Annotated in this window: 19 protein-coding genes; 16 read left to right on the forward strand and 3 right to left on the reverse strand. The window is 66.8% G+C overall.

All coding sequences use genetic code 11. The annotated features are described in order from the left end of the window. The first annotated feature begins 115 nt into the window (after nt 1-115). The 13 genes from K5K93_RS16555 (at nt 116) to tkt (ending at nt 16,086) form a co-directional block, all read left to right on the forward strand. On the forward strand, nt 116-1,174 hold the full coding sequence (locus K5K93_RS16555; protein WP_032951624.1) for a pilus assembly protein PilM: 1,059 nt from the start codon (nt 116-118) through the stop codon (nt 1,172-1,174). Then, nucleotides 1,174-2,070: a PilN domain-containing protein gene (locus tag K5K93_RS16560; protein WP_222388445.1), complete on the forward strand. Its 897-nt coding sequence runs from the start codon at nt 1,174-1,176 to the stop codon at nt 2,068-2,070. Before K5K93_RS16555 ends, K5K93_RS16560 begins: the two co-directional genes overlap by 1 nt. Further along, nucleotides 2,067-2,723, forward strand: a complete 657-nt coding sequence (gene pilO, locus K5K93_RS16565) for a type 4a pilus biogenesis protein PilO (RefSeq protein WP_093817904.1) — start codon at nt 2,067-2,069, stop codon at nt 2,721-2,723. The genes K5K93_RS16560 and pilO overlap by 4 nt, the downstream gene beginning before the upstream one ends. Nucleotides 2,724-2,749: 26 nt before the next feature. Continuing rightward, nucleotides 2,750-3,256, forward strand: coding sequence for a pilus assembly protein PilP (locus tag K5K93_RS16570; protein ID WP_093818210.1), 507 nt, complete (start codon nt 2,750-2,752; stop codon nt 3,254-3,256). 21 nt (nt 3,257-3,277) lie between these two features. Continuing rightward, nucleotides 3,278-5,257, forward strand: a complete 1,980-nt coding sequence (locus K5K93_RS16575; protein ID WP_140227851.1) for a type IV pilus secretin PilQ family protein — start codon at nt 3,278-3,280, stop codon at nt 5,255-5,257. A 276-nt stretch (nt 5,258-5,533) separates the two neighbouring features. Further along, entirely contained in the window at nt 5,534-6,559 is a 1,026-nt protein-coding gene (locus K5K93_RS16580) for a MoxR family ATPase (protein ID WP_222388446.1), read from the forward strand. 8 nt (nt 6,560-6,567) lie between these two features. Continuing rightward, nucleotides 6,568-7,497, forward strand: coding sequence for a DUF58 domain-containing protein (locus tag K5K93_RS16585; protein ID WP_093817901.1), 930 nt, complete (start codon nt 6,568-6,570; stop codon nt 7,495-7,497). Further along, nucleotides 7,494-7,943, forward strand: a complete 450-nt coding sequence (locus tag K5K93_RS16590; RefSeq protein WP_222388447.1) for a DUF4381 family protein — start codon at nt 7,494-7,496, stop codon at nt 7,941-7,943. Before K5K93_RS16585 ends, K5K93_RS16590 begins: the two co-directional genes overlap by 4 nt. Next, nucleotides 7,940-8,944, forward strand: coding sequence for a VWA domain-containing protein (locus tag K5K93_RS16595; RefSeq protein ID WP_105164578.1), 1,005 nt, complete (start codon nt 7,940-7,942; stop codon nt 8,942-8,944). Before K5K93_RS16590 ends, K5K93_RS16595 begins: the two co-directional genes overlap by 4 nt. A gap of 17 nt (nt 8,945-8,961) precedes the next feature. Next, nucleotides 8,962-10,797, forward strand: a complete 1,836-nt coding sequence (locus K5K93_RS16600; RefSeq protein ID WP_222391109.1) for a tetratricopeptide repeat protein — start codon at nt 8,962-8,964, stop codon at nt 10,795-10,797. Further along, on the forward strand, nt 10,794-12,494 hold the full coding sequence (locus K5K93_RS16605; protein WP_222388448.1) for a BatD family protein: 1,701 nt from the start codon (nt 10,794-10,796) through the stop codon (nt 12,492-12,494). Before K5K93_RS16600 ends, K5K93_RS16605 begins: the two co-directional genes overlap by 4 nt. A gap of 57 nt (nt 12,495-12,551) precedes the next feature. After that, nucleotides 12,552-13,886, forward strand: a complete 1,335-nt coding sequence (locus tag K5K93_RS16610) for a dicarboxylate/amino acid:cation symporter (protein ID WP_033831880.1) — start codon at nt 12,552-12,554, stop codon at nt 13,884-13,886. A gap of 202 nt (nt 13,887-14,088) precedes the next feature. Then, nucleotides 14,089-16,086, forward strand: coding sequence for a transketolase (gene tkt, locus K5K93_RS16615; protein ID WP_032977193.1), 1,998 nt, complete (start codon nt 14,089-14,091; stop codon nt 16,084-16,086). 110 nt (nt 16,087-16,196) lie between these two features. Here tkt and K5K93_RS16620 read toward each other — a convergent pair whose 3' ends face one another. The 3 genes from K5K93_RS16620 to K5K93_RS16630 form a co-directional block, all read right to left on the reverse strand. Continuing rightward, nucleotides 16,197-16,745, reverse strand: a complete 549-nt coding sequence (locus K5K93_RS16620; RefSeq protein WP_222388449.1) for an NADAR family protein — start codon at nt 16,743-16,745, stop codon at nt 16,197-16,199. Between the two features lie 99 nt (nt 16,746-16,844). Beyond that, a complete protein-coding gene (locus K5K93_RS16625; RefSeq protein WP_222388450.1) occupies nt 16,845-18,797 on the reverse strand; it encodes an acetyl-CoA hydrolase/transferase C-terminal domain-containing protein in 1,953 nt (650 codons plus the stop codon). A 32-nt stretch (nt 18,798-18,829) separates the two neighbouring features. Then, nucleotides 18,830-19,387: a flavin reductase family protein gene (locus tag K5K93_RS16630; protein ID WP_093817895.1), complete on the reverse strand. Its 558-nt coding sequence runs from the start codon at nt 19,385-19,387 to the stop codon at nt 18,830-18,832. A gap of 116 nt (nt 19,388-19,503) precedes the next feature. Here K5K93_RS16630 and K5K93_RS16635 point away from each other — a divergent pair, with 116 nt between their 5' ends. From K5K93_RS16635 to K5K93_RS16645, 3 genes are read left to right on the forward strand one after another with little or no spacing between them, the layout of a single operon-like run. Further along, nucleotides 19,504-19,869 (forward strand): BlaI/MecI/CopY family transcriptional regulator, encoded by a 366-nt coding sequence (locus K5K93_RS16635; protein WP_222388451.1) that lies wholly within the window; start codon nt 19,504-19,506, stop codon nt 19,867-19,869. Continuing rightward, nucleotides 19,862-21,076, forward strand: a complete 1,215-nt coding sequence (locus tag K5K93_RS16640; RefSeq protein WP_222388452.1) for a TonB family protein — start codon at nt 19,862-19,864, stop codon at nt 21,074-21,076. Before K5K93_RS16635 ends, K5K93_RS16640 begins: the two co-directional genes overlap by 8 nt. Beyond that, nucleotides 21,076-21,636 carry a hypothetical protein gene (locus K5K93_RS16645; RefSeq protein WP_222388453.1) on the forward strand — a complete coding sequence of 187 codons (561 nt, stop codon included), beginning with the start codon at nt 21,076-21,078 and terminating at the stop codon, nt 21,634-21,636. Before K5K93_RS16640 ends, K5K93_RS16645 begins: the two co-directional genes overlap by 1 nt. Nucleotides 21,637-21,791 lie beyond the last annotated feature (155 nt).

The raw sequence follows: 21,791 nt of genomic DNA on the forward strand, positions 1-21,791 counted from the left end.
GCGTGTTCATCCTGTGAGGGATGTCACAGCAGGGCGGTTGCCATTTGCTAAGAATACGTTATTAATGCGCGGACGCAGCTCTTGCGTCCAAGTGCCCATCGGCAGGGGAGAAACCGTGGGGCTCATCCCAAAAAGTCAGTCGCCGCTCATTGGCGTCGACATCAGTTCGACTGCGGTAAAGCTCTTGCAGCTTTCCCGCAGCGGCAACCGTTTCCGTGTGGAACACTATGCCGTGGAACCACTGCCGCCGAACGCGGTGGTGGAGAAGAACATCGTCGAAGTGGAGGCCGTGGGAGAGGCCATCCGCCGGGCGATGAACCGTTCCGGCAGCAAGGCCAAGCTGGCCGCTGCGGCCGTGGCCGGTTCGGCGGTGATCACCAAGGTGATCCCGATGCCGGCCGACCTGGACGAGAACGACATGGAAGCCCAGATCGAGCTGGAAGCGGTCAACTACATTCCGTACCCGATCGAGGAAGTGAACCTGGACTTCGAGGTGATCGGGGCGATCCCGAACAACCCGGAAATGGTCCAGGTGCTGCTGGCGGCCTCGCGTTCGGAAAACGTCGAACTGCGCCAGTCGGCGCTGGAACTGGGCGGCCTGCAGGCCAAGGTGATGGACGTGGAGGCCTTCGCGGTCGAGAACGCCTTCGCCCTGGTGGCCAGCGAGCTGCCGGTGTCGGCCGAGGGCGTGGTCGCGCTGGTCGATATCGGCGCCACCATGACCACCCTCAACGTGCTGCGTGGTGGCCGCAGCCTGTACAGCCGCGAACAGGTGTTCGGCGGCAAGCAGCTGACCGACGAGATCATGCGCCGCTATGGCCTGAGCTACGAGGAAGCCGGTCTGGCCAAGCGCCAGGGCGGGCTGCCGGAAAGCTATGAGATGGAAGTGCTGGAGCCGTTCAAGGAAGCCACGGTCCAGCAGATCAGCCGCCTGCTGCAGTTCTTCTACGCCGGCAGCGAATTCAACCGCGTCGATCACATCGTGCTGGCTGGGGGCTGTGCTGCCCTTGCAGGCCTGCCGGAGATGGTCGAGGAACAGCTGGGCGTGCCGACCGTGGTCGCCAACCCGCTGGCACAGATGACCCTGGGGCCGAAGGTGCAGGCGCACGCGCTGGCCCAGGACGCCCCCGCGCTGATGATCGCGACCGGTCTGGCGCTGAGGAGCTTTGACTGATGGCACGCATCAATCTATTGCCCTGGCGCGCCGAACGGCGCAAGCAGCGCCAGCGCGAGTTCGGCATCATGCTGGGCATGGCCGCCCTGGGTGGCCTGCTGCTGTCGCTGTTGATCTGGTTCTACTACGACATGCAGGTCAGTGGGCAGAATGACCGCAATTCCTACCTGCAGACCGAAATCGACAAGGTCAAGGAACAGAACAAGGAAATCGACCGCCTCGACGAGCAGAAGAATCGACTGCTGGCCCGCAAGGCCGTGATCGAGCAGCTGCAGGCCAAGCGTTCGCAGATGGTCCACCTGTTCGATGCGCTGGTCCGCACCATTCCCGATGGTGTGGTGCTCACCGCTCTGCAGCAGGAAGGCGACGTGTTGACCCTGGAGGGCCGCACCCAGTCCAACGCCCGTGTCTCGGCGTACATGCGCAACCTTGAGGTTTCCGGCTGGATGACCAATCCGGAGCTGTCGATCATCGAGGCGCGTGAGCCGGAGAAGGACAAGGATGGGCGCGCGACCGGCCCGGTGGCCGACATCAAGGCATTGCCGTACGTGTTCAAGGTCAAGGTCAAGCTGCCTGCGCAGAGCGAGGAAGCAGGCGCCACGCCGGGCCTGAACCCGGATGGCAGCGTGGCCGGCACCGCGCCGGCAGCGCCGACGGTCGCACCGCTCAGCGCCGGGCCCGATGCCGCAGCGCCGGCTGTCGCCGCACCGTCGCCGGGATCGACACCGGCACCGGCAGCGACGCCTGCGACCGCTCCTGCACAGGCCCCGGCACCGGCGGCAACGCCTGCGCCGGCCAAGCCCGCGCAGGCCGCACCGGCCACCAAGCCTGAGGGCAGCCGCCTGGCGCAGCCGCCGCAGGCCTTCCACGCCCCGCTGCAGGGGGATCGCGCATGAGCAAGAAAGTCGACATCAAGAACCTGGACTTCAACGACATCGGCAACTGGCCGAGGAACGCGAAGATCGTGTTCTGCTCGCTGATTGCCGTGGTGATCATGTTCGTGCTCTGGATGCTGCTGATCAGCGGCAAGCGCGAGGAGCTGGCGGGCCTGGAGTCGCGGGAAACCCAGCTGCGTGCCGAGTTCACCAAGGAACAGGAGCGCGCGGTCAACCTGGAGCCGCTGAAGCAGCAGCTGGCACAGATGGAGCAGGTGCTGCAGCAGATGCTGCGGCAGCTGCCCAGCAAGACCGAAATGCCGGACCTGATCATCGACATCTCGCAGACCGCGCTGTCCAGCGGCCTGGCCAACGAGCTGTTCGAGCCCGAACAGGAGCAGATCAAGGAGTTCTACGCCGAGAAGCCGATCAAGCTGCGGATGGTGGGCAGTTACCACCAGTTCGGCGCCTTCGTCAGCGGCGTGGCCTCGTTGCCACGGGTGGTGATCCTGACCATGCACGACATCAACCTCAAGCCGAAGGACAAGACCGGCGGCAACATCCGCGCCGGTGCGCTGGAACTGTCAGGCACGGTCAAGACCTACCGTTACCTGGATGAGGCCGAAGTCGCCGAACAGCAGAAGGCCGAAGCGGGCAAGGAGGAGAAGAAGTGATCGGTTCCTTCTTTGCACGTGGTGGGATGGTGTTGACGGTGCTGCTGCTGGCCGCCTGCGGTCGTGGCGTGACCAGCACGCCGGGTGATGCACCCAATCTGGAAAAGTGGGTTCAGAGCGAGCGTGCGCGACCGGCGCAGCCGCTGGAGCCGCTGCCGGTGATGCAGCAGTTCGAGACCTTTGAATACTCCGCGCAGGGCATGCGCGATCCGTTTACCGATGCCTGGACCAACCCGCAGCAGGGGAATGGGGGACTGCGGCCAGATCCAAACCGGCGCAAGGAGCCGATGGAAGGCTTCCCGCTGGACGCGCTGGACATGGTCGGCACCATCGGAACAGGCGCCGGCACCGTGGCGCTGGTGATGGGGCCGGACAAGGTGACCTATCGGGTGCGTCCCGGCGGTTACCTGGGGCAGAGCGACGGGCGGGTCACCGCGGTCTTTGAAGACCGCGTGGAGCTGATCGAACTGGTGCCGGATGGCGCGGGTGGCTGGCTGGAACGTCCAGCAACGCTCGCGCTGGAAGATCAATGATCGTTTACTGGGGATAGCACGATGACCTTTCACCAAGCCAAGGGGCTGCGTCCCATCCGGCGCTCTACCTTGAACCGCATCAGCGCGCTGGGAGTCGCGTTGATGCTGGCCTGCGCTCCGGCGCTGGCCGCCGCACCGTCGGAAAAGCCGGCCGGCACGGCGCTGGCGGCCACGCCAGCCGCGGCACCGGCAGGCCTGTCGGTCGCACGCATCGATTTCAAGCGTGGCGATGACGGCGCGGGCCGCCTGATCCTGCAGTTCGACGGCCAGGGCGCCATGCCCGACCTGCGCAGCCAGGGCAACAGCGTGGTGGTCGATGTCGGCAACGCACGCCTGCCGGCCAACCTGCAGAAGCCGATGAACGTCACCGACTTCGCTACCCCGGTGCAGCGCATCGATGCCAAGCCGTCCGGGGCCGGTACCCAGCTGGTGCTCAGCACGGGCGGTCCGGTCGAGTCGCTGGCCTACCAGAGTGGCAACGAGTACGTGGTGGAGATCAGCCCGCGGCAGGCCCAGGCCGCCGTTGGTGCAGTCACTGCCGGCAGCGTGACCCAGGCTGCCAAGGGCGTGCCGCAGCGCGGCTACGCCGGCAAGCCGGTGACCTTCAACTTCCAGGACGTGCCGGTGCGCACCGTGCTGCAGTTGATCGCCGAAGAGTCGAATCTGAACGTGGTGGCCTCCGACTCGGTGCAGGGCAATGTGACCCTGCGCCTGGTCAACGTGCCGTGGGACCAGGCGCTGGATATCGTGCTGCGTGCCAAGGGCCTGGACAAGCGTCGTGATGGCAGCGTGGTGTGGGTTGCGCCGCAGTCCGAGCTGGCCAAGTTCGAGCAGGAGAAGGAAGACGCGCGCATCGCCATCGAGAACCGCGAAGACCTGGTGACCGACTACGTCCAGATCAACTACCACAGTGCCACGCAGATCTTCAAAGCGCTGACCGAGGCCAAGGGTATTGGCGGCAACAACGCCGGTGGCGGTGGCCAGGGTGGCAGTGGCTCGATGTCGCAGGAAGACAGTGGGTTCCTGTCCTCGCGTGGCCGAATCGTGGCAGATGAACGCACCAACACGCTGATGATCAGCGATATCCCGAAGAAGATCGCGCGCATGCGTGAGCTGATCAACGTGATCGATCGCCCGGTCGACCAGGTGCTGATCGAAAGCCGCATCGTCATTGCCACCGACACGTTTGCCCGTGAACTGGGCGCCAAGTTCGGTGTCAGCGGCAGCCGCGACAACGTGTACTTCAGCGGCAACCTGGACGCCAATGCCAAGACCCGCCAGTCGCAGGTGGACGCCGACAACACCAACGCCAAAGCCGAGCGCGATTGGATTGCCGGTGGTCGCGTGGGCCCACCGCCGGTATCGGTCGGGTCGGCCATCACCCGCGGCCTGAACTGGAACCTGCCGGTGGCTGCCACCAGCAACCCGGGCTCGCTTGCACTGTCCATCCTCAACGCTGGCTACCTGCTGGATGTCGAGCTGTCGGCCATGCAGGAAGAGTCGCGTGGCGAAGTGATCTCCAACCCGCGCGTGGTCACCACCAATCAGCGCGAAGCGTTGATCAAGCAGGGTAAGGAAATCGGCTACGTCACCATCAGTGCCAGTGGTTCGGGTGGCGTGGCCACCCCGAACGTGCAGTTCAAGGAAGTAGTGCTCGAGTTGAAGGTCACCCCGACCATCACCAACGACAACCGCGTGTTCCTCAACATGGCGGTGAAGAAGGATGAGGTCGAAAGCTACATCGTGCTGGAAGGCTACGGCCAGGTGCCGAACATCAACCGCCGCGAGGTCAATACCGCCGTGCTGGTGGAAGATGGCCAGACCGTGGTGATCGGTGGCGTGTATGAGTTCACCGACCGCAACAGTGTCAGCAAGGTGCCGTTCCTGGGCGACGTACCATTCCTCGGCAACCTGTTCAAGAAGCGTGGCCGCAACAAGGACAAGGCCGAACTGCTGGTGTTCGTGACTCCGAAGGTCCTGCGCGTGGCCCGCCAGAACTGAGGCATCGCATCTGTTGCATCCGACCGGGGCCGCCACGTGCGGCCCCGCGTCGTTTGTGCGGAAAGATCGACGATGGATCCACCGCATACCCAGTGGATCCACGCCTCGCCTCCCCAGTAGATCCACGCCATGCGTGGATAGGGCATGGGGGGATCCACTCCATGCCCAATGGATCGGCCATGCGCGGGGGCCGTTCAGCCGTTCTTGATGCCAGTAGCCGGACGGCCTGCGATGATGTGGGGAACCCGAGCCATCCTGCGCCGGTCAAAGGCCCCCATGAACCTGCCTCCGCCGATGCCCGAATCCATTTCTCCGCCGCCTGCCCCCACCACCTCGCGCCTGCATGCGGCCTTCAGCAATCTGCGCGATGCACTGTCGGCCGAGATCGTCGGCCAGGCGGCGCTGGTCGAACGCCTGCTCATTGCCTTGCTGGCCGATGGCCACCTGCTGGTGGAAGGTGCCCCGGGCCTGGCCAAGACCACGGCCATCCGGGCCTTGGCGGCGCGGCTGGAAGCAGACTTCGCACGTGTGCAGTTCACGCCGGACCTGCTGCCGTCGGACCTGACCGGCACCGAGATCTGGCGCCCGCAGGAAGGCCGCTTCGAGTTCGTGCCCGGACCGATCTTCCATCCGATCCTGCTGGCCGATGAAATCAACCGCGCGCCGGCCAAGGTGCAGTCCGCGCTGCTGGAAGCCATGGGCGAGCGCCAGGTCACCGTCGGCCGCCACACCTATGCGCTGCCGTCGCTGTTCCTGGTGATGGCCACGCAGAACCCGATCGAGCAGGAAGGCACCTTCCCGCTGCCGGAAGCGCAGCTGGATCGTTTCCTGATGCACGTACGCATTGGTTATCCGGACCAGGCGGCCGAATCGGAAATCCTGCGGTTGGCCCGCGAGCGTGCCCGTGGTGCGCTTGGCGAGGCCGCAGCGGCGCCGGAAAAACTGCCGATGCAGGATGTCTTCGATGCGCGCCGCGAGGTGCTGGAGCTGCACATGGCCCCCGCGCTGGAACGCTACCTGATCGAGCTGGTACTGGCATCGCGTGACCCCTCGCGCTACGACGCGTCGCTGGCACGCCGCATCGCGTGGGGCGCCAGCCCGCGTGGCTCCATCGCGCTGGAGCGGTGCGCGCGCGCACGTGCATGGTTGGCCGGGCGTGATTTCGTCACCCCCGACGACGTGCGTGCCGTGGCCGCCGATGTGCTGCGCCATCGGGTTCTGCCCAGTTATGAAGCCATCGCCGAAGGCTGGGATGGTGAGCGCCTGGTGCAGGAACTGCTGGCCCGGGTACCGGCACCCTGAGTGCGCGCATGACCGGCACGACCAACGTACCCGCTCCGGGTGCCAGCGAAGGCGATGGCCTGCGGCCGCAGCTGGCTGAACTGGTGGCTTTGCGCCGCCTGGCACAGCGTCCGCCGCCGCCTCGTCGTGGGCGAGCGGGCAGCGCCGGGCAAGCGCCTTCGCCGCTGCGCGGACGCGGCATGGAATATGCAGAATCGCGCGAATACGTGGCGGGCGACGACGCGCGCCACATCGACTGGCGCGTCACCGCGCGCACCGGGCGCACGCACACCAAATTGTTCCAGGCAGAACGCGAACGGGTCACCCTGATCGTTGCCGATACTTCACCTGCGCTGTACTTCGGTACCCGCGTGCGCTTCAAGTCGGTGCAGGCAGCACGCGCTGGCGCGGTTGCGGCATGGTCCGCACAGCGCCGCGGCGACCGCATCGGTGCATTGCGCGGTAGTGATCGCGAGGCGCCGATCGCGCCGGCCGGCGGTGCCCGCGGCGTACTGCGCGTACTCGATGCACTCACGCGCTGGTACGCGCAGCCACCTGCCGATGACCTTGGCCTGGAACGCGCGCTGGACCATGCCGGTCGGGTGCTGCGCCCCGGCGCCCGGATGCTGGTACTGGCCGATCCGCAGCAGGCGATCCGGATTCCGCCGGCGCGCTGGAGCGCGTTGGCCCAGCACCATGACCTGAGTCTGCTGCTGCTGGTCGATCCGCTTGAGTTGCAGCCGCCAACGGCGCCCCTGCAGTTTCTCGCCGCGCAGCAGCGCATCGGCCTGGACCTGCGCCGCAGCGATGTGCAGGCGCACTGGCAGGCGCATTTCGTTGAACCGCTGCAGCAGCTGCGCAGCCAGCTTGCCGCGCGTCGCGTCGATGTGCAGGTGCTGTCCACCGATGCGGCCAGCGACGCCTGGCTGGCACCGGCACCGACGGAGGTGCCGGCATGAGTGCCTCCCTGCCACTGCGCGACGTGCAGTTGCCGCCCTCGCCAGCGTGGTGGCCCCCCGCACCTGGCTGGCTGATGCTGATCGCATTGGTTCTGCTGTTGCTGGCCATCGTTGCTGCGGTGGCATGGCGTCGTCGCCGCCGCCGCCAGCAGTGGATGCGCGTGTTCGATCAGGAGATTGCGGCAGTGAACGGTGCGCCGTCGGAACTTGCGGCCATCGCCAGCCTGCTGCGGCGTGCGGCGCGTCAGGCGCGACCGGGTAGCGAGGCACTACGCGATGACGCGTGGTGGCAGCATATCGACCCCAAGGACACCCTGCCGCGCGCGCAGCGCAACCTGCTGGCCGAGGGCGCTTATCGTCCACACGTGGATGCCGATGCCGTGGCTGACGTGCGCGCGTGGGCGCGGGCGCGTTACCTGGCATTGCTGCAGGAGCGCCGCCGATGAGCGCGCTTGCGGCCTACTGGCCCTGGCCGGATCTGCAGCTGGCCTGGCCGCTGGCACTGCTGGCACTGCCGTTGCCGATCCTGATGCTGGCATGGAAGCGGCGTGCCGATCCGGGCGCTGCGTTGCGCGTGCCCTACGCCGCTGCCGAACTGGAAGCACTGGCTGGCGGCGGTCGTGTCGGCGTTTCCTGGCTGCGCAGCGGCTTGCTGTGGCTGGGCTGGCTGGCGCTGTGCGTGGCGATGGCGCGTCCGCAGCAGCTGGGTGAGGCGATTACCCCGCCGCAGGAAGGCCGGCAGATGATGCTGGCAATGGACGTGTCCGGCAGCATGAGCGAGCCGGACATGGTGCTTGGTGCGCAGGCGGTGGAGCGCTTGACCGCCGCCAAGGCGGTGCTGGCCGATTTCCTGGACCGTCGTGCCGGCGATCGCGTCGGCCTGCTGGTGTTCGGTGATCGTGCCTACACACTCACACCGTTGACTGCGGATCTGTCCAGCGTGCGCGATCAACTGCGCGACAGCGTGGTTGGCCTTGCCGGGCGCGAGACGGCCATTGGTGACGCCATCGCGCTGGCGGTCAAACGCCTGCGCAACCAGCCCGAAGGGCAGCGTGTACTGATCCTGCTGACCGACGGCGTCAGCAACGCCGGTGTGCTGGAACCCCTGCGCGCAGCCGAGCTGGCGCGTGCCGAAGGGGTGCGCGTGCACACCGTGGCGTTTGGCAGCGACGGTAGTGCGCGATTCTTCGGCATTCCCGTGGCCGCCGACCGCGATCCGGTGGATGAGGCAACGCTGCGCAGGATCGCCGAGATGACCGGCGGCCGCTTCTTCCGTGCGCGTGATACCGACCAGCTGGCTGGCATCTATGCCGAACTGGACAGGCTGGAGCCAATCGCAGCGAAGGGACCGGCACTGCGTCCGCGCAACGAGCGCTATGCATGGCCACTGGCCGTCGCCTTGCTGCTGGGCGCATTGGCGTGGGCCTGGCCGGAACGTCGCCGATGAACGCCACTTTCCTGAAGATGCCCGACTGGAGCGCGTTCGACTGGAGTGCATTGCATTTCCTGCGGCCGGACGGCTTGTGGTTGCTGGCGGCACTGCCGCTGATCGTGGCGATGGCCATCTACCGGCAACGGCGCAGCGATGCGTGGCGGCAGGCGGTCGATGCCCACCTGCTGTCGCACCTGCTGGCGGGCGAGGGCAAGCGACGCACGCGCCTGCCATGGGCATTGCTGCTGGGCTGGACCCTGGCGGCATTGGCGATGGCTGGCCCCAGCTGGCGGCAGCAGGCGCAGCCGATCTATCAGGCCAGTGCGCCGTTGGTGGTGGTGCTGGATCTCTCCAGCCGCATCACCGCGACCGACCTGCCACCCTCGCGCCTGCTGCAGGCGCGGGCAAAGATCGGTGCGCTGCTGCGCGCCCGTCAGGGCGGCCAGGTGGGTCTGGTGGTGTATGCCGAAGATGCCTATACCGTGGCGCCGTTGACCGACGACGCTGCCAACGTGGCACTGTACCTGGACGCGCTGTCGCCGGAGGTGATGCCGCGTGATGGACAGCGCGCCGACCGTGGCATCGACTGGGCGGTCAGGTTGCTGCGGCAGACCGGTGCCCTGCGCGGCCAGATCCTCCTGGTCAGCGACCAGGCTGACAGCGAAGCGGCGCTTGCCGCAACGCAGGCGCGTGGCCTCGGCCTGCAGGTGTCGGTGCTGGGCCTGGGCACACCATCCGGCGCCGCTTATCGCGATGGTCAAGGCCAGATCGCACAGGCTGCGCTGGATGAAACCAGCCTGCGCGCCGTCGCCACCGCAGGCGGCGGGCGTTACCAGCGCATCGCCAGCGATGATCGCGACCTGAAGGCATTGGACGTGCTGGATGCCAGCGACGGCGGTGCGCTGCAGCGGCCCGGGCAGGCCCGGCAGTGGCAGGACGAAGGCTACTGGTTGTTGCCGCCGGTGATGCTGCTGGCACTGCTGGCGTTCCGTCGCCGCGCGGTGCTGGCGGCGGTGCTGGCCGTGGGTCTTCTGCCCTTGAGCGGGCAGTTGCAGGCACAGCCGCGCGCGCCCATGGCTGCGCCGACAGCGGGCACGATGTGGGAACGTGCCGACCAGCGTGAGCATGCACGCCTGGCCGAGGGTGTGCAGGCGTACCGTCAAGGTGATTTCGCCACTGCCCGCAAGCAGTTCGAAGGCATCGACAGCGATGCGGGCTGGTACAACCTCGGCAATGTGCTTGCCCGCCAGGGCGACTACGACGGTGCCATCGCCGCCTACGACAAGGCCTTGGCGCGCCACCCGCAGATGGCGGACGCCGTCGCCAACCGTGCGGTGGTCGACGCCGCGCGCAAGCGCAAGTCGTCGTCGAACAACAGCCAGGGGCAGGGCAAGGGGCAGCAGAAGCCGCAGCAGGGACAGCAGCAGAACCAGCAGGGCCAGCAAGGCCAACAAGGTCAGCAGAATCAGCAGCAGGGCCAGCAAGGCCAGCAAGGCCAGCAGAATCAGCAGCAGGGCCAGCAAGGCCAACAAGGCCAGCAGGAACCGCAGAGCCAGAAGGGCCAGCAGAACCCGGCATCTGCAGGTTCCGGCCAGCAGGGGGCGAAGCAGGAGCCGCAGGCAGCCGATGCGCAGGCCCAGGCGCAGGCCGATGCCCAGCAGCGCCAGCGCATGCAGCAGGCCCTGCAGCAGGCGCGTGCCGGCGAAGCCGGCAAGGCAGCAGTGCGCGGCGATGGCGGCACGCCGCAACAGCGTGAGGAACAGCAGGCCGTAGAGGCGTGGATGCGGCGCGTGCCGGATGATCCGGGGGCACTGCTGCGGGCCAAGTTCCAGTTGGAAAGCGAACGTAGAAAGAGGGAAGGGCGATGACAGGCATGGCGAGCAGGCAAATCCGGTGGCCCTTGCCTGTGCTGGCGATGCTGCTGCTGTGGCTGCCGATGGTGGCCATGGCGCAGACGCGCGCCTGGCTGGAGCAGGACAGCATCGCCGCCGGTGATGCGGTCACCCTGCACATCGAGACCGACCAGGGCGCGCCAGACTATGCACCGTTGAATGCCGATTTCGTGCTCAGTGCGCAGAGCAGCAACCGCCAGGTGCAGTGGAGCAATGGCGGTGTGCAGCAGCGCAACCTCTACACGGTTGCGTTGACGCCGCGCCGCACCGGTACGCTGCAGGTGCCTTCATTGCAGGTAGGCGCAGCACGCACGGTGCCCTTGGTGCTGCAGGTAAGTGATGCCGTGGTGGCCACCCCGCAGAGCAATGCCACCGCCTTCATCGAAACCGAGGTGGATGACCCGACGCCCTACGTGCAGCAGAGCGTGGGCGTGGTGGTCAGGCTGTACTTCGCCTCGCAGCTGGCATCGGGCGAACTGGTGCTCGACACACCCAGTGGCGCTTCGCTGCAGCGGGTGGGGGAGGATCGCAGCGAGGTGCGCCAGGTCAACGGCCGGCGCTACAACGTGGTCGAACGTCGCTTCCTGCTGATCCCCGAGCGCAGCGGGGCGTTGCGCCTGCCGGGCGCGCGCTTCACCGGCCGCAGTGCAGGTGGCTTCTTCGATGACTTCTTCGGGAGCGGTGGCGATGGCCGCATGAATGCCGTCGGTGCCGAACGCACGCTGCAGGTGCAGGCGCAACCGGCTCAGGCCGTGCAGCCGTGGCTGCCCCTGCACAGCCTGCAATTGCGCTACACCGCCGCACCCAGCAGTGCGCGCACGGGCGAAGCGGCCACCGTGATGGTCGAAGCGATCGCCAATGGCGCTACCCGGGCCCAGTTCACCGATCTGCCCGTGCCCGACCTCGGCGACGCCGCACAGGTGTTCGCCGAACCTGCCCAGTACGAGGAGACCTTCAACGGCAGCACGCCACGCCTGAAGATCACCCGTCGCTACTCGATCGTGCCGCGGCAGGTTGGATCCCTGCGTGTGCCGGGGCCGCGCGTGGCCTGGTGGAACGTGGACAGTGGCAGTGCCCTGCAGGCCAGCCTGCCGGATCTGGAACTGGCCGTGGCCGCAGGCCGGGCCGGCGCGCCGGTGGCACAACCGATCGATACCGATGCCGCGTTGCCGGGAGACGCCGCACCCGCCGCTGCATCCTCTCTCGCACCCACCGCAGCAGGTCCCCGGCCGTGGCCGTGGATGGCTGCCGCCGCAGGCCTGGCGCTGCTGTGGCTGTTGACCCTGGCATGGGGATGGCGACGTGGCCGCCGTGCCGTCGCCCACACCCGTCCGGTTCCCCGGCCAGGAGCCAGTGCCCCTGCAACGTCCTCGCGTGCCAGCGTGGCCGAGCTGCGCCGGGCGATCGATGGCGAGGGCTTCGACCAGGTAGAGGCGCTGCTGTGTTCGATGGCCGGCGTTGAACGCCTGGAACAGGTGATCGAGCGCCTGGCCGATCCGGCCCAGCGGCAGACCCTGCAGGCGTTGCAGCAGGCGCGCTGGGGCGGGATGGGGGATGTCAGCGCGCTGCGGGCCCGCCTGCGCGAAAGCTTCCGTGACGGACCGCACTGGTCGGGTGCCACCGGCGCCGTCGACACTGGGCTGCCGCCGCTGTATCCGCCGCGGCAACCCTGAACCGGCGCGGCTTGCGCGCTTTGTTAGAGTAGATTCATTTTTCGAGGAATCCCGCGCATGACAGCAGCTGCTGCCGACAAGAAGAAGTTGCCCCTGCATTGGAAGATGGGCATCGGCTTTGCGATCGGCCTGGTCCTGGGACTGATCGTGCATGCCCTGGGCGGCAGCGTCGACGGCCTGCAGACCGGTGCCAAGTGGGTAATGGACTACGTCACCACCCCGGCGTCGGGCCTGTTCCTCAACCTGATCTTCATGCTGATCGTGCCGCTGATCTTCTCGGCGCTGATCATGGGCGTGTCGGAGATGGGCGACATCCGCGCCCTTGGCCGCATCGGCTGGAAGACGCTGGCCTACACCGTGCTGCTGTCCGGCATCGCGGTGGGTATCGGCCTGGTGCTGGTCAACCTGCTCAAGCCCGGTGCCGGCGTCGACCCGCAGGTGGCCGCGCTGATGCTGTCGGAGAACGCCGAGCGCAGCAAGGAAATCGTTGCTGGCATCCATGGCACGCCGAAGGGCATGGACATGCTGCTGTCGATCGTGCCGAGCAACGTGCTGCAGGCTGCCTCCGACAATGGCGCGATCCTGTCGCTGATGTTCTTCGCGCTGATGTTCGGCATCGGCATGGTGCTGACCGACGAGGCCAAGGTCGCCCCGCTGCGTCGCGCCATCGAAGGCGTGTTTGAGATCTCGATGACCCTGATCAACCTGGTCATCCGCCTGGCGCCGTATGCAGTGGCCTGCTTCATGTTCAACCTGGCCGCGCTGTTCGGTTTCGATCTGATCATCCGCCTGGGTGCCTACGTGGGCGTGGTGGTGCTGGCGTTGGGCCTGCACATGGTGGTGACCTACGGCACCGCGGTATGGCTGTCGGGCCGTTCACCGCTGGCGTTCTTCCGCCAGACCCAGGAGGCCACGGTGATGGCCTTCTCCACCGCCTCCAGCAACGCCACCCTGCCGACCGCGCTGCGCGTGGCCGACCAGATGGGCCTGCCGCAGCGCGTGTCGCGCTTCGTGCTGACCGTGGGCGCCACCGCCAACCAGAACGGCACCGCACTGTTCGAGGGCGTGACGGTGATCTTCCTGGCCCAGTTCTTCGGTGTCGACCTGAGCATCGGCCAGCAGGTCATGGTGATGGCGGTCTGCATCCTCGGTGGTATCGGTACGGCCGGTGTGCCGTCCGGCTCGCTGCCGGTGGTGGCGATGATCTGTGCGATGGTCGGCGTCAATCCGCTGGGCATCGGCCTGATCCTGGGCGTGAACCACTTCCTGGACATGTGCCGCACCGCGCTGAACGTGACCGGCGACCTGGCCCTGACCACGCTGGTGGCCAAGGGCGAAGCGCCGGACACTCCGGCCGAGGCCGCTGCCGCCGCGGCCCGTCTGGACAACTGACCCAGGCAATGCCTGATCGGGGTCGGAGCCCTTTCCGCAGGAAGGGGCTCCGACCCCTCTTCATAGGCGGAATCCAGCGCAGATCACGACGTTGCCGGCCAACGGCCGGCACGACCGCCCTGGTCGACCTGACCCTGCCGGGCGTCTGTGGGACAATAGGCCGCCCGCAGTTCCGCGGCCGCCTCCCGATTCCGACAGAACCATGACGCAGCCTACCCGTCGCCAGTTGGCCAACGCCATCCGCTTCCTCGCCGCCGATGCGGTTGAAACCGCAAAGTCCGGCCATCCCGGCATGCCCATGGGCATGGCCGACATCGCCGAAGTCCTCTGGAACGACTACCACCGTCACAATCCGAACAATCCGCAGTGGTTCAACCGCGACCGCTTCGTGCTGTCCAACGGCCACGGCTCGATGCTGCAGTACGCGCTGTTGCACCTGAGCGGGTATGACCTGCCGATCGAGCAGCTGAAGGCATTTCGCCAGCTGGGCAGCCACACCGCTGGCCATCCGGAGCGTCACGAGACCCCGGGCGTGGAGACCACCACCGGTCCGCTGGGCCAGGGTTTCGCCAACGCCGTCGGTTTTGCCTTGGCCGAGAAGCTGCTGGCACAGCGCTTCAACCGCCCGGAGCTGGAAATCGTCGACCACCGCACCTGGGTGTTCATGGGCGATGGCTGCCTGATGGAAGGCATTTCCCACGAAGCCGCCTCGCTGGCCGGCACCTGGGGCCTGCACAAGCTGGTCTGCTTCTGGGATGACAACCACATCTCCATCGACGGCAACACCGAAGGCTGGTTCACCGACAACACCCCGGAGCGTTTCGAGGCCTATGGCTGGAACGTGGTCCGTGGCGTCGATGGCCACGATCCGGAGAGCATCAAGGCCGGTATCGAAGCGGCCCTGTCGCAGGACGGCAAGCCGACCCTGATCTGCTGCCGCACCACCATTGGTTTCGGCTCGCCGAACAAGTCCGGCAAGGAATCCAGCCACGGCGCACCGCTGGGCAAGGACGAACTGGAAGCCACCCGCAAGGCGCTGGACTGGAACTACGGCCCGTTCGAGATTCCCGAAGAGATCTACGCCGGCTGGCGTGCCGGCGGTACCGGCACCCTGCGCCAGGCCGAGTGGGAGCAGCAGTTCGACAAGTACGCTGCGCAGTACCCGGCCGAAGCCGCTGAACTGACCCGCCGCTCGCATGGCGATCTGCCGGCCGACTTCATCGCCAAGGCCGACGCCTACATCGCCCAGGTTGCCGCCGAAGGCCAGACCATTGCCTCGCGCAAGGCGTCGCAGCTGGCCATCGAGGCGTTCGCGCCGCTGCTGCCGGAAATCGTGGGCGGTTCGGCTGACCTGGCGCACTCGAACCTGACCCTGTGGAAGGGCAGCAAGTCCGTCGCCACCGACGATGCCAATGCCAACTACGTGTACTACGGTGTGCGCGAGTTCGGCATGACCGCGATCGCCAATGGCCTGGCCCTGCACGGTGGTTTCATTCCGTTCGACGCCACCTTCCTGGTGTTCAGCGATTACGCCCGCAATGCCGTGCGCATGAGCGCGCTGATCCCGGCCCACGCCATCCATGTCTACACCCACGACTCGATCGGCCTGGGCGAAGACGGCCCGACCCACCAGCCGGTGGAGCATCTGGCCTCGCTGCGCTACATCCCGAACAATGACGTGTGGCGCCCGTGCGATGCCGTCGAGTCGGCCGTGAGCTGGAAGGCTGCGATCACCCGCCAGGACGGCCCGAGCTGCCTGGTGTTCAGCCGCCAGAACCTGCCGCACCAGCCGCGCGACGCTGAGCAGATCGCACAGATCGAGCGCGGTGGTTACGTGCTGGCCGACGCTGCCGGCACTCCGGACGTGATCCTGATCGCCACCGGTTCGGAAGTCTCGCTGGCGACCGAAGCGAAGGCGCAGCTGGATGCGGCCGGCCTGAAGACCCGCGTGGTCTCGATGCCGTCCACCGATGTGTTCCTGCGCCAGGATGCGGCCTACCGCGAATCGGTGCTGCCGAACGCCGTGCGCAAGCGCGTGGCCATCGAAGCTGGCGTTACCGGCTTCTGGCGCCAGTTCGTCGGCCTGGACGGTGCAGTGATCGGTATCGACACCTTCGGTGCCTCGGCCCCGGCCGACAAGCTGTACCAGCACTTCGGCATCACCACCGCGCACGTGGTGGAAGCAGCCAAGGCGCTGTAAGTCCCGCTGCAATGGAATAGGGAAAAGGCCGGCGAAAGCCGGCCTTTTCTTTGCCGGGCGATCCGTTTCGCCCGCCGTGCCCGTAGATCCACGCCACGCGTGGATGCGCGTTACATCGTGTCCCGCACGTCCATCAGCGCAAACCCCAGCAGATTCAATCCGCGCCACCGCGCCGGGTTGTGTGCGTCGGCGTGATCCTTGGCCAGGCCGATTCCCCAGACGAAATCCACTGGGCTGGCTTCCACCAGCACCTGGTCTGCGGTGGCGCGCAGGAAATCACCCAGCGCCGCATTCTGCGAGAACTTGGCCCGATTGCCTTCCACCACCAACGCATAGCGCGTCTGCGTCCATTGAGCATCGTCGAAGCCTTCGATCCTGCGGCCCAGTGCCTTGGCGCTCTCCGGCGTCGCACTGGCCAGTATCTGGTCGAGCATCTTCGTGTCACCGAACAGTCGCGCTTTGCCGGCCATCATGTGGTGTTCTGCGGTGCGGTAGTGCACGCCATCGATGCTGAAACCTGCGTCATACCACTGGCTGAAACACGAAGCCGACACGCCGGTGCGCGGCGGCTGGTGGCCCCAGAAGCAGAGATAACGCAGGTGTTCGCCATCGGCCTGGCGGCGTTGCAGGTCATGCAGGAAACGGGAATCGTCGTTCATCGGTACAGAATAGCGCGCCGCGCTACTGCGGCAGGTGCCAACCCTGGTTGGCACTGATCGTTGTCCGCCGGGCATGGCCCGGCGCTACCCTCCGCGCGATCACGCGGTGCGCGCCAGGGCCAGCCTCAACAACCGTGCATTGAGCCGCTCGCCGAAGTCCTTGGGCGACTGCAGTTCCATCCGCTGCAGATACACCGCGTCACCATCACCGGCAGGCTGCCACAGCGCGTCCCACACGGTACGCAGCTTGCTGCCGCGCGTCTGTGTGTTGGCCTTCAGCCAGCCCAGTGCCTTCACCAGTACCTGTTCGATCTCGGTGAAGTCGCTGCCCAACGGGTAATCGGGCAGGGTGCCATCGTTGCGGAACGGCGCCAGCGCCGCCGCCAGTGCCTGGGGTGTATTGCGCTGCAGCCGCTGCGCATCAGGTTGCGCCGTGGCGGCCAGCTTGCGTGCCGAAAAGGCCTGCTGCAGCAGGGCGCCCTGGAACGGTGCTTCGGTGATGGCCGTCATCGCGTGCACGCAGTCGTCGTCGGTCAGGCCACGCACGTCGGCGATGCCGTACTCGTTGAGATAGATGTCACGCAGGTGGCGCGGAATGGTCGTGTGCCCGTAGTTCCAGCGCACGTTGGATTCGCGCTGGCCGCGGTCATCACGGGCAGCGCGGAACATCAGCACACTGCGCGCTTCCGGCAGGGCGTGCGCCATCGCCACGAAGTTGTACTGGCCGCCCACGCCGGAGACCACACGGCCATCCTCCAGCGCGTCGGATACCGCCGCGCCCAGCGCGGTGGCCATCATGCAGGAGTTGAAGAAGCGGGCGTGACGCCGCTGCAGGCGCTCCAGCGTTTCGTTGCCACCGTACAGCTGGTTGATCTCGCTGATGCGGCGCATGCCGATCGCCCGGCATTCGTCCTCGGGCAGGGTGCGCAGCCACTCATAGAATTCGGATGAGCCCAGGTAGAACGCGCCGTGCAGGTATTCGCCCTCAGCCTCCAACGTGGCATGGTCGATGGACAGCGTGCTGCCATTCTCGATGCGCTGCATCAGTGCCAGGTCGTCATGCACTTTGCGCTTGATCACACCGGTCTGCACCAGCCGGCGGAAACCCTCGTTGAGCATTTCGCTGCAGCCGTACAGGCCGATCTCGAATGGGTCCAGTCCGCCGATCTCCTGTACCAGCGGATGGCTGGCCAGTTGCGGATCCAGCGCGTTCAACACGCGGCGGTAGCGCGCGTTGTCGGTGTGGCGCAGTACCAATGCGTGGCTGAGTGCATCGGCCAGGGTGCCGATGCCGATCTGCAGGGTGCCCCCGTCGCGCACCAGGGTGCTGGCATACAGGCCGATGGCGTAGTCGGCGTCGGCCACCGGTTGCCGTGGCAGGCCGAACAACGCCGGATACGGCGCTGGCGGGGTGATGACCAGATCGAAGAAGGACACGTCGACCGTGGCGGTGCCGCCCAGATAGGGCAGCTGCGGATCGATCTCGGCGACCAGCAGCGGGCGCGGTAGGCCGCGTGCGGTCATCGCGTCCAGCGTGTCCTGGGTGATGTCGTTGTTGCAGGACAGCGAAAGGCGCCGGTCGTCCGGGCGCATCGCCACTTTCTGCACGATCACCTGCGGCGCACGCTGGGCGACGGCGTCGGCAGCGTGGGTGTAGTTGAGGCTGGTGTAGCTGGATTGCGCCTGCCGCGAAGCGAGCAGGGCACCGGACTGCATGTAGAACTCTTCCACCTGCACGTGTGCCGGCAGCGCGTCGCGGGCGATTGCATCGGCGTAGGCCAGGCGCGGGAAGTCTTCACCGAAATGGCGGGCCGCGAACGGCGCCAGGAAACGCGCTTCCAGGCCGTTGCCCTTTGCCTGCGGCGGGTTCAGTGACAGCGCGGTATACAGCTGCAGCGGCCGCGACGGGTCCTGTTCGACGCGCGCATACAGGGCGTTGAGCAGGCGGTGTGGTTTACCCAGCGCCAGCGGCGCACCGATCCGCAGCGGCCCATCCACGCGCGCAAACAGCCAGTCAACGGCGGCGTCGAGGTCGGTGAGGTGTTCGGTCATCCGGGGCGGTCCTGCTTTGGGGAGTGCTGGCATTACAGCATGTCGGGCTTGAACCGCCGTCGACGCGAGACTTCGGCACCGGACACCATGAACTGCCCATCGCCCCGGTAATGCACCGTGCGTGGCAGCTTGGGGCGAGGCGCAACATGGGCGCGCACGATTTCCCAGATGAACAGGTTGCTCGATTCGACCTGGCTGTCGTCATGCAGGCGGCACTCGAAGCTGGAATGGCACTGCCCCACCAGCGGCGCCCCCACCTCCCGCGCTGGCATCGCATCCAGGCCGAACCGTTCGAACTTGTCCACGTCACGGCCGCTGCAGTTGCCGATATCGACCACCGTGTCCAGCAGCTCCACGCCCGGGATGTTGATCACGCATTCGCCGCTGCTGCGGGCCAGGCTGAAGCTATGGTTCTCGTTCCACAGGTAGGTGGCCACCAGCGAGGGCGAGAAGCCCATCACCATGTGCCAGCCCATCGTCATCAGGTTGCGCTGGCCTTGCCAGGCGGTGCTGACCAGCACGATCGGACCGGGTTCGAGGAAGCGCCGGGCCTGCTCGACCGGGAAATCTTTCTTGGGCAGCGCCTTCATGCGGGGCCTGGAGCGGGAGGAATCGATGCTGGCGCAGGCGCGATGAACCTGGAGTCGAGGCTTGACAATTGATCCGATTACGCCCGTAATCGAATTGTCGATTACGGATGTAAACCATGACCCCGATCAGCGAAGCCGAAGCCGTTGTGATGGAGGTGCTGTGGCAGCAGGCACCGCGTAGCGCCGACGAGGTGGTGGCCGCACTGGCGCACCGCGACTGGGCCGAGCCGACCATCAAGACCCTGCTCAACCGCCTGCTGACCAAGGGCGCGATCGCCGCCGAGCGCGATGGCCGGCGCTACCTGTACCGGCCGCTGCTGCAGCGCCAGGCCTGGGTGGAGGCGCAGAGCCAGGACTTCCTCGGCCGTGTCTTCGAGGGCCGGGTGGCGCCGCTGGTGGCGCACTTCAGCGAACGCGGCCAGCTCAGCGCGCAGGACATCGCCGAACTGAAGAAGCTGATCCAGGAGCTGGACCATGAATGAGCTGCTCGACGGACTGTGGCAGGCCAGCTTGTGGTTGGCGGTGGGCGTGGTCCTGCTGGCGGTGACGCGGCCGTTGCTGGTGCGATTGGGCGGCGCCGGGCTGGCCTACCGTAGCTGGTGGCTGCTGCCCCTGCTGTCGGCCACGCTGTTGATTCCCCTACCACAGGTCGCGCTGTTGCAGCATGTGCCGACCTTGCCGCTGAAGGTGGTGCCGGGAGCAGTGGAGGGCCTGCCTGCGTCATCTCTGCAATGGCCCTTGCTGCTTTTGGTGGTGTGGGCGCTGGGCGCGGGCGTCTGCCTGTTGCGCGACCTGCGCGCACAGCGCCGCTTCGAACGCGGCATGGGCGCCCTGCAGGCACGCGCCGATGGCAGCTGGCAGGCCAGTGGCGATCCCGGGCTGCCGGCGCTGGTGGGCCTGTGGCGGCCGCGCATCGTGGTCGGCCCCGATTTCGACCAGCAGTTCACTGCACAGGAGCAGGCACTGATCCTGCAGCACGAGCACAGCCATCGTCGCAATGGCGATCACTGGGCCAACGGCGTACTGCTGCTGATGCGCGCGGTGTTCTGGTTCCATCCGCTGCTGCCATGGGCCGCACGCCGTTTCCTGCGTGACCAGGAACTGGCCTGCGATGCCCGCACCATCGCCCCGCAGCCTGCGCTGCGCGGCCTCTACGCCAGCACGCTGCTGAAGGCGCAGCTGGTCCACCCGGTTGCGCCGGCGGTATGCCACTGGCGCAGCCAACCCGTGTTGAAGGAGCGTATCGCCATGTTGAAGCAGTCCAAGCGGAAGGCATTGCCGTGGGTGTCGGGGCAGGTGTTGGTGGTCGGGTTGTGCCTGGGGGTGGGGGCGGTGGCGTGGGCCAGCCAGAGTGGCGCAATGGCGGCCGGCCCAACCGTGGCCGTCATGGATCGCGAGATCCGGGTCGACAAGATGCCACCACCGAGCTACCCGAAGAGCGCGTTCGAGCAGAGTCAGACAGGCGTGGTGGTGCTCCGCGTCGACGTTGATGCGCAGGGTGCTGTCAGCGATGTGCGTGTAGTGAGTGCCACCAATCCGGGCGTGTTCGAAGCGGTATCGATTGCAGCAGCGCGAAGCTGGACCTATCGCCCGGCGCTGAAGAACGGCAAGCCGGTGGCGGGCGCAGTACGCATTCCGATCACCTTCGCCATGGATGAGAGCGACGACGTGACGGAGACCGCCAGGTGATGCGCATCGCGCTGCTGTTGGCAGTGGGGATGCTGGCAGGCTGCGCCACCCAGGAACGGTTGACCACCGTCGATACCCGCAATGAGAGTGTCGGCCATCAGCGCCTGCATGCGGAAGGGAAAGGCGACAGCGGCCAGGTGCAGGCGTACACGCTGGGCGCGACCGAAGGCTATCGGATGCCGCAGCTGTATGCGGCGCCGGATCCGCAGATCGGTGATCGTGACCCGCGCACCGAGCTGGCGCCGACCACGATCTGCCTGCAGGTGGTGATCGATGCCGAAGGCGCTGTCGAGCGAAGCCTGGCGCTGGTCGACCGCAGCGAATGCGCGGCAGGCGCGGCGAGCGAGAATGCGCCGCTGTTGCAGGCTGCGCAGGAGGCGGTGGCGATGTGGAAGTATTCGCCCGCCGCGGTATGCCACTTCGCCCCCGGCAAGGTGCCGAGCGACCGTGGCGACTGCCATGGCGCCGAGCGCGTCGAACCGGTGCCGGTGAGCCTGCTGTATGCCTTCACCTTCGAGATCGTAAAGGGCCAGCATGTGGTGCGGAGGGAGGGGCGGTAGCGGCAGGCCATGCTGTCGGATACGGTGATGTAACGGTTGTTGACAATGGCCGGTTTCGGGCGTATGTAGGCGGCTGGGGCTTGGGGGCGCAACGCCCTACCCAGGGGAGCCGCCAGTGCTTGGCGGATCAATCGCAGTATCAACGTGTTGACGAC

This window comes from Stenotrophomonas sp. DR822 (genome assembly GCF_019793815.1).
Lineage (GTDB): Bacteria > Pseudomonadota > Gammaproteobacteria > Xanthomonadales > Xanthomonadaceae > Stenotrophomonas > Stenotrophomonas indicatrix.

What these genes read in the sequence shown, in the direction of transcription:
- K5K93_RS16560 (WP_222388445.1), top strand. Translation starts at nt 1,174, where the DNA reads ATGGCACGCATCAATCTATTGCCCTGGCGCGCCGAACGGCGCAAGCAG.
- pilO (WP_093817904.1), top strand. Translation starts at nt 2,067, where the DNA reads ATGAGCAAGAAAGTCGACATCAAGAACCTGGACTTCAACGACATCGGC.
- K5K93_RS16570 (WP_093818210.1), top strand. Translation starts at nt 2,750, where the DNA reads ATGGTGTTGACGGTGCTGCTGCTGGCCGCCTGCGGTCGTGGCGTGACC.
- K5K93_RS16575 (WP_140227851.1), top strand. Translation starts at nt 3,278, where the DNA reads ATGACCTTTCACCAAGCCAAGGGGCTGCGTCCCATCCGGCGCTCTACC.
- K5K93_RS16580 (WP_222388446.1), top strand. Translation starts at nt 5,534, where the DNA reads ATGAACCTGCCTCCGCCGATGCCCGAATCCATTTCTCCGCCGCCTGCC.
- K5K93_RS16585 (WP_093817901.1), top strand. Translation starts at nt 6,568, where the DNA reads ATGACCGGCACGACCAACGTACCCGCTCCGGGTGCCAGCGAAGGCGAT.
- K5K93_RS16590 (WP_222388447.1), top strand. Translation starts at nt 7,494, where the DNA reads ATGAGTGCCTCCCTGCCACTGCGCGACGTGCAGTTGCCGCCCTCGCCA.
- K5K93_RS16595 (WP_105164578.1), top strand. Translation starts at nt 7,940, where the DNA reads ATGAGCGCGCTTGCGGCCTACTGGCCCTGGCCGGATCTGCAGCTGGCC.
- K5K93_RS16600 (WP_222391109.1), top strand. Translation starts at nt 8,962, where the DNA reads ATGCCCGACTGGAGCGCGTTCGACTGGAGTGCATTGCATTTCCTGCGG.
- K5K93_RS16605 (WP_222388448.1), top strand. Translation starts at nt 10,794, where the DNA reads ATGACAGGCATGGCGAGCAGGCAAATCCGGTGGCCCTTGCCTGTGCTG.
- K5K93_RS16610 (WP_033831880.1), top strand. Translation starts at nt 12,552, where the DNA reads ATGACAGCAGCTGCTGCCGACAAGAAGAAGTTGCCCCTGCATTGGAAG.
- tkt (WP_032977193.1), top strand. Translation starts at nt 14,089, where the DNA reads ATGACGCAGCCTACCCGTCGCCAGTTGGCCAACGCCATCCGCTTCCTC.
- K5K93_RS16620 (WP_222388449.1), bottom strand. Translation starts at nt 16,745, where the DNA reads ATGAACGACGATTCCCGTTTCCTGCATGACCTGCAACGCCGCCAGGCC.
- K5K93_RS16625 (WP_222388450.1), bottom strand. Translation starts at nt 18,797, where the DNA reads ATGACCGAACACCTCACCGACCTCGACGCCGCCGTTGACTGGCTGTTT.
- K5K93_RS16630 (WP_093817895.1), bottom strand. Translation starts at nt 19,387, where the DNA reads ATGAAGGCGCTGCCCAAGAAAGATTTCCCGGTCGAGCAGGCCCGGCGC.
- K5K93_RS16635 (WP_222388451.1), top strand. Translation starts at nt 19,504, where the DNA reads ATGACCCCGATCAGCGAAGCCGAAGCCGTTGTGATGGAGGTGCTGTGG.
- K5K93_RS16640 (WP_222388452.1), top strand. Translation starts at nt 19,862, where the DNA reads ATGAATGAGCTGCTCGACGGACTGTGGCAGGCCAGCTTGTGGTTGGCG.
- K5K93_RS16645 (WP_222388453.1), top strand. Translation starts at nt 21,076, where the DNA reads ATGCGCATCGCGCTGCTGTTGGCAGTGGGGATGCTGGCAGGCTGCGCC.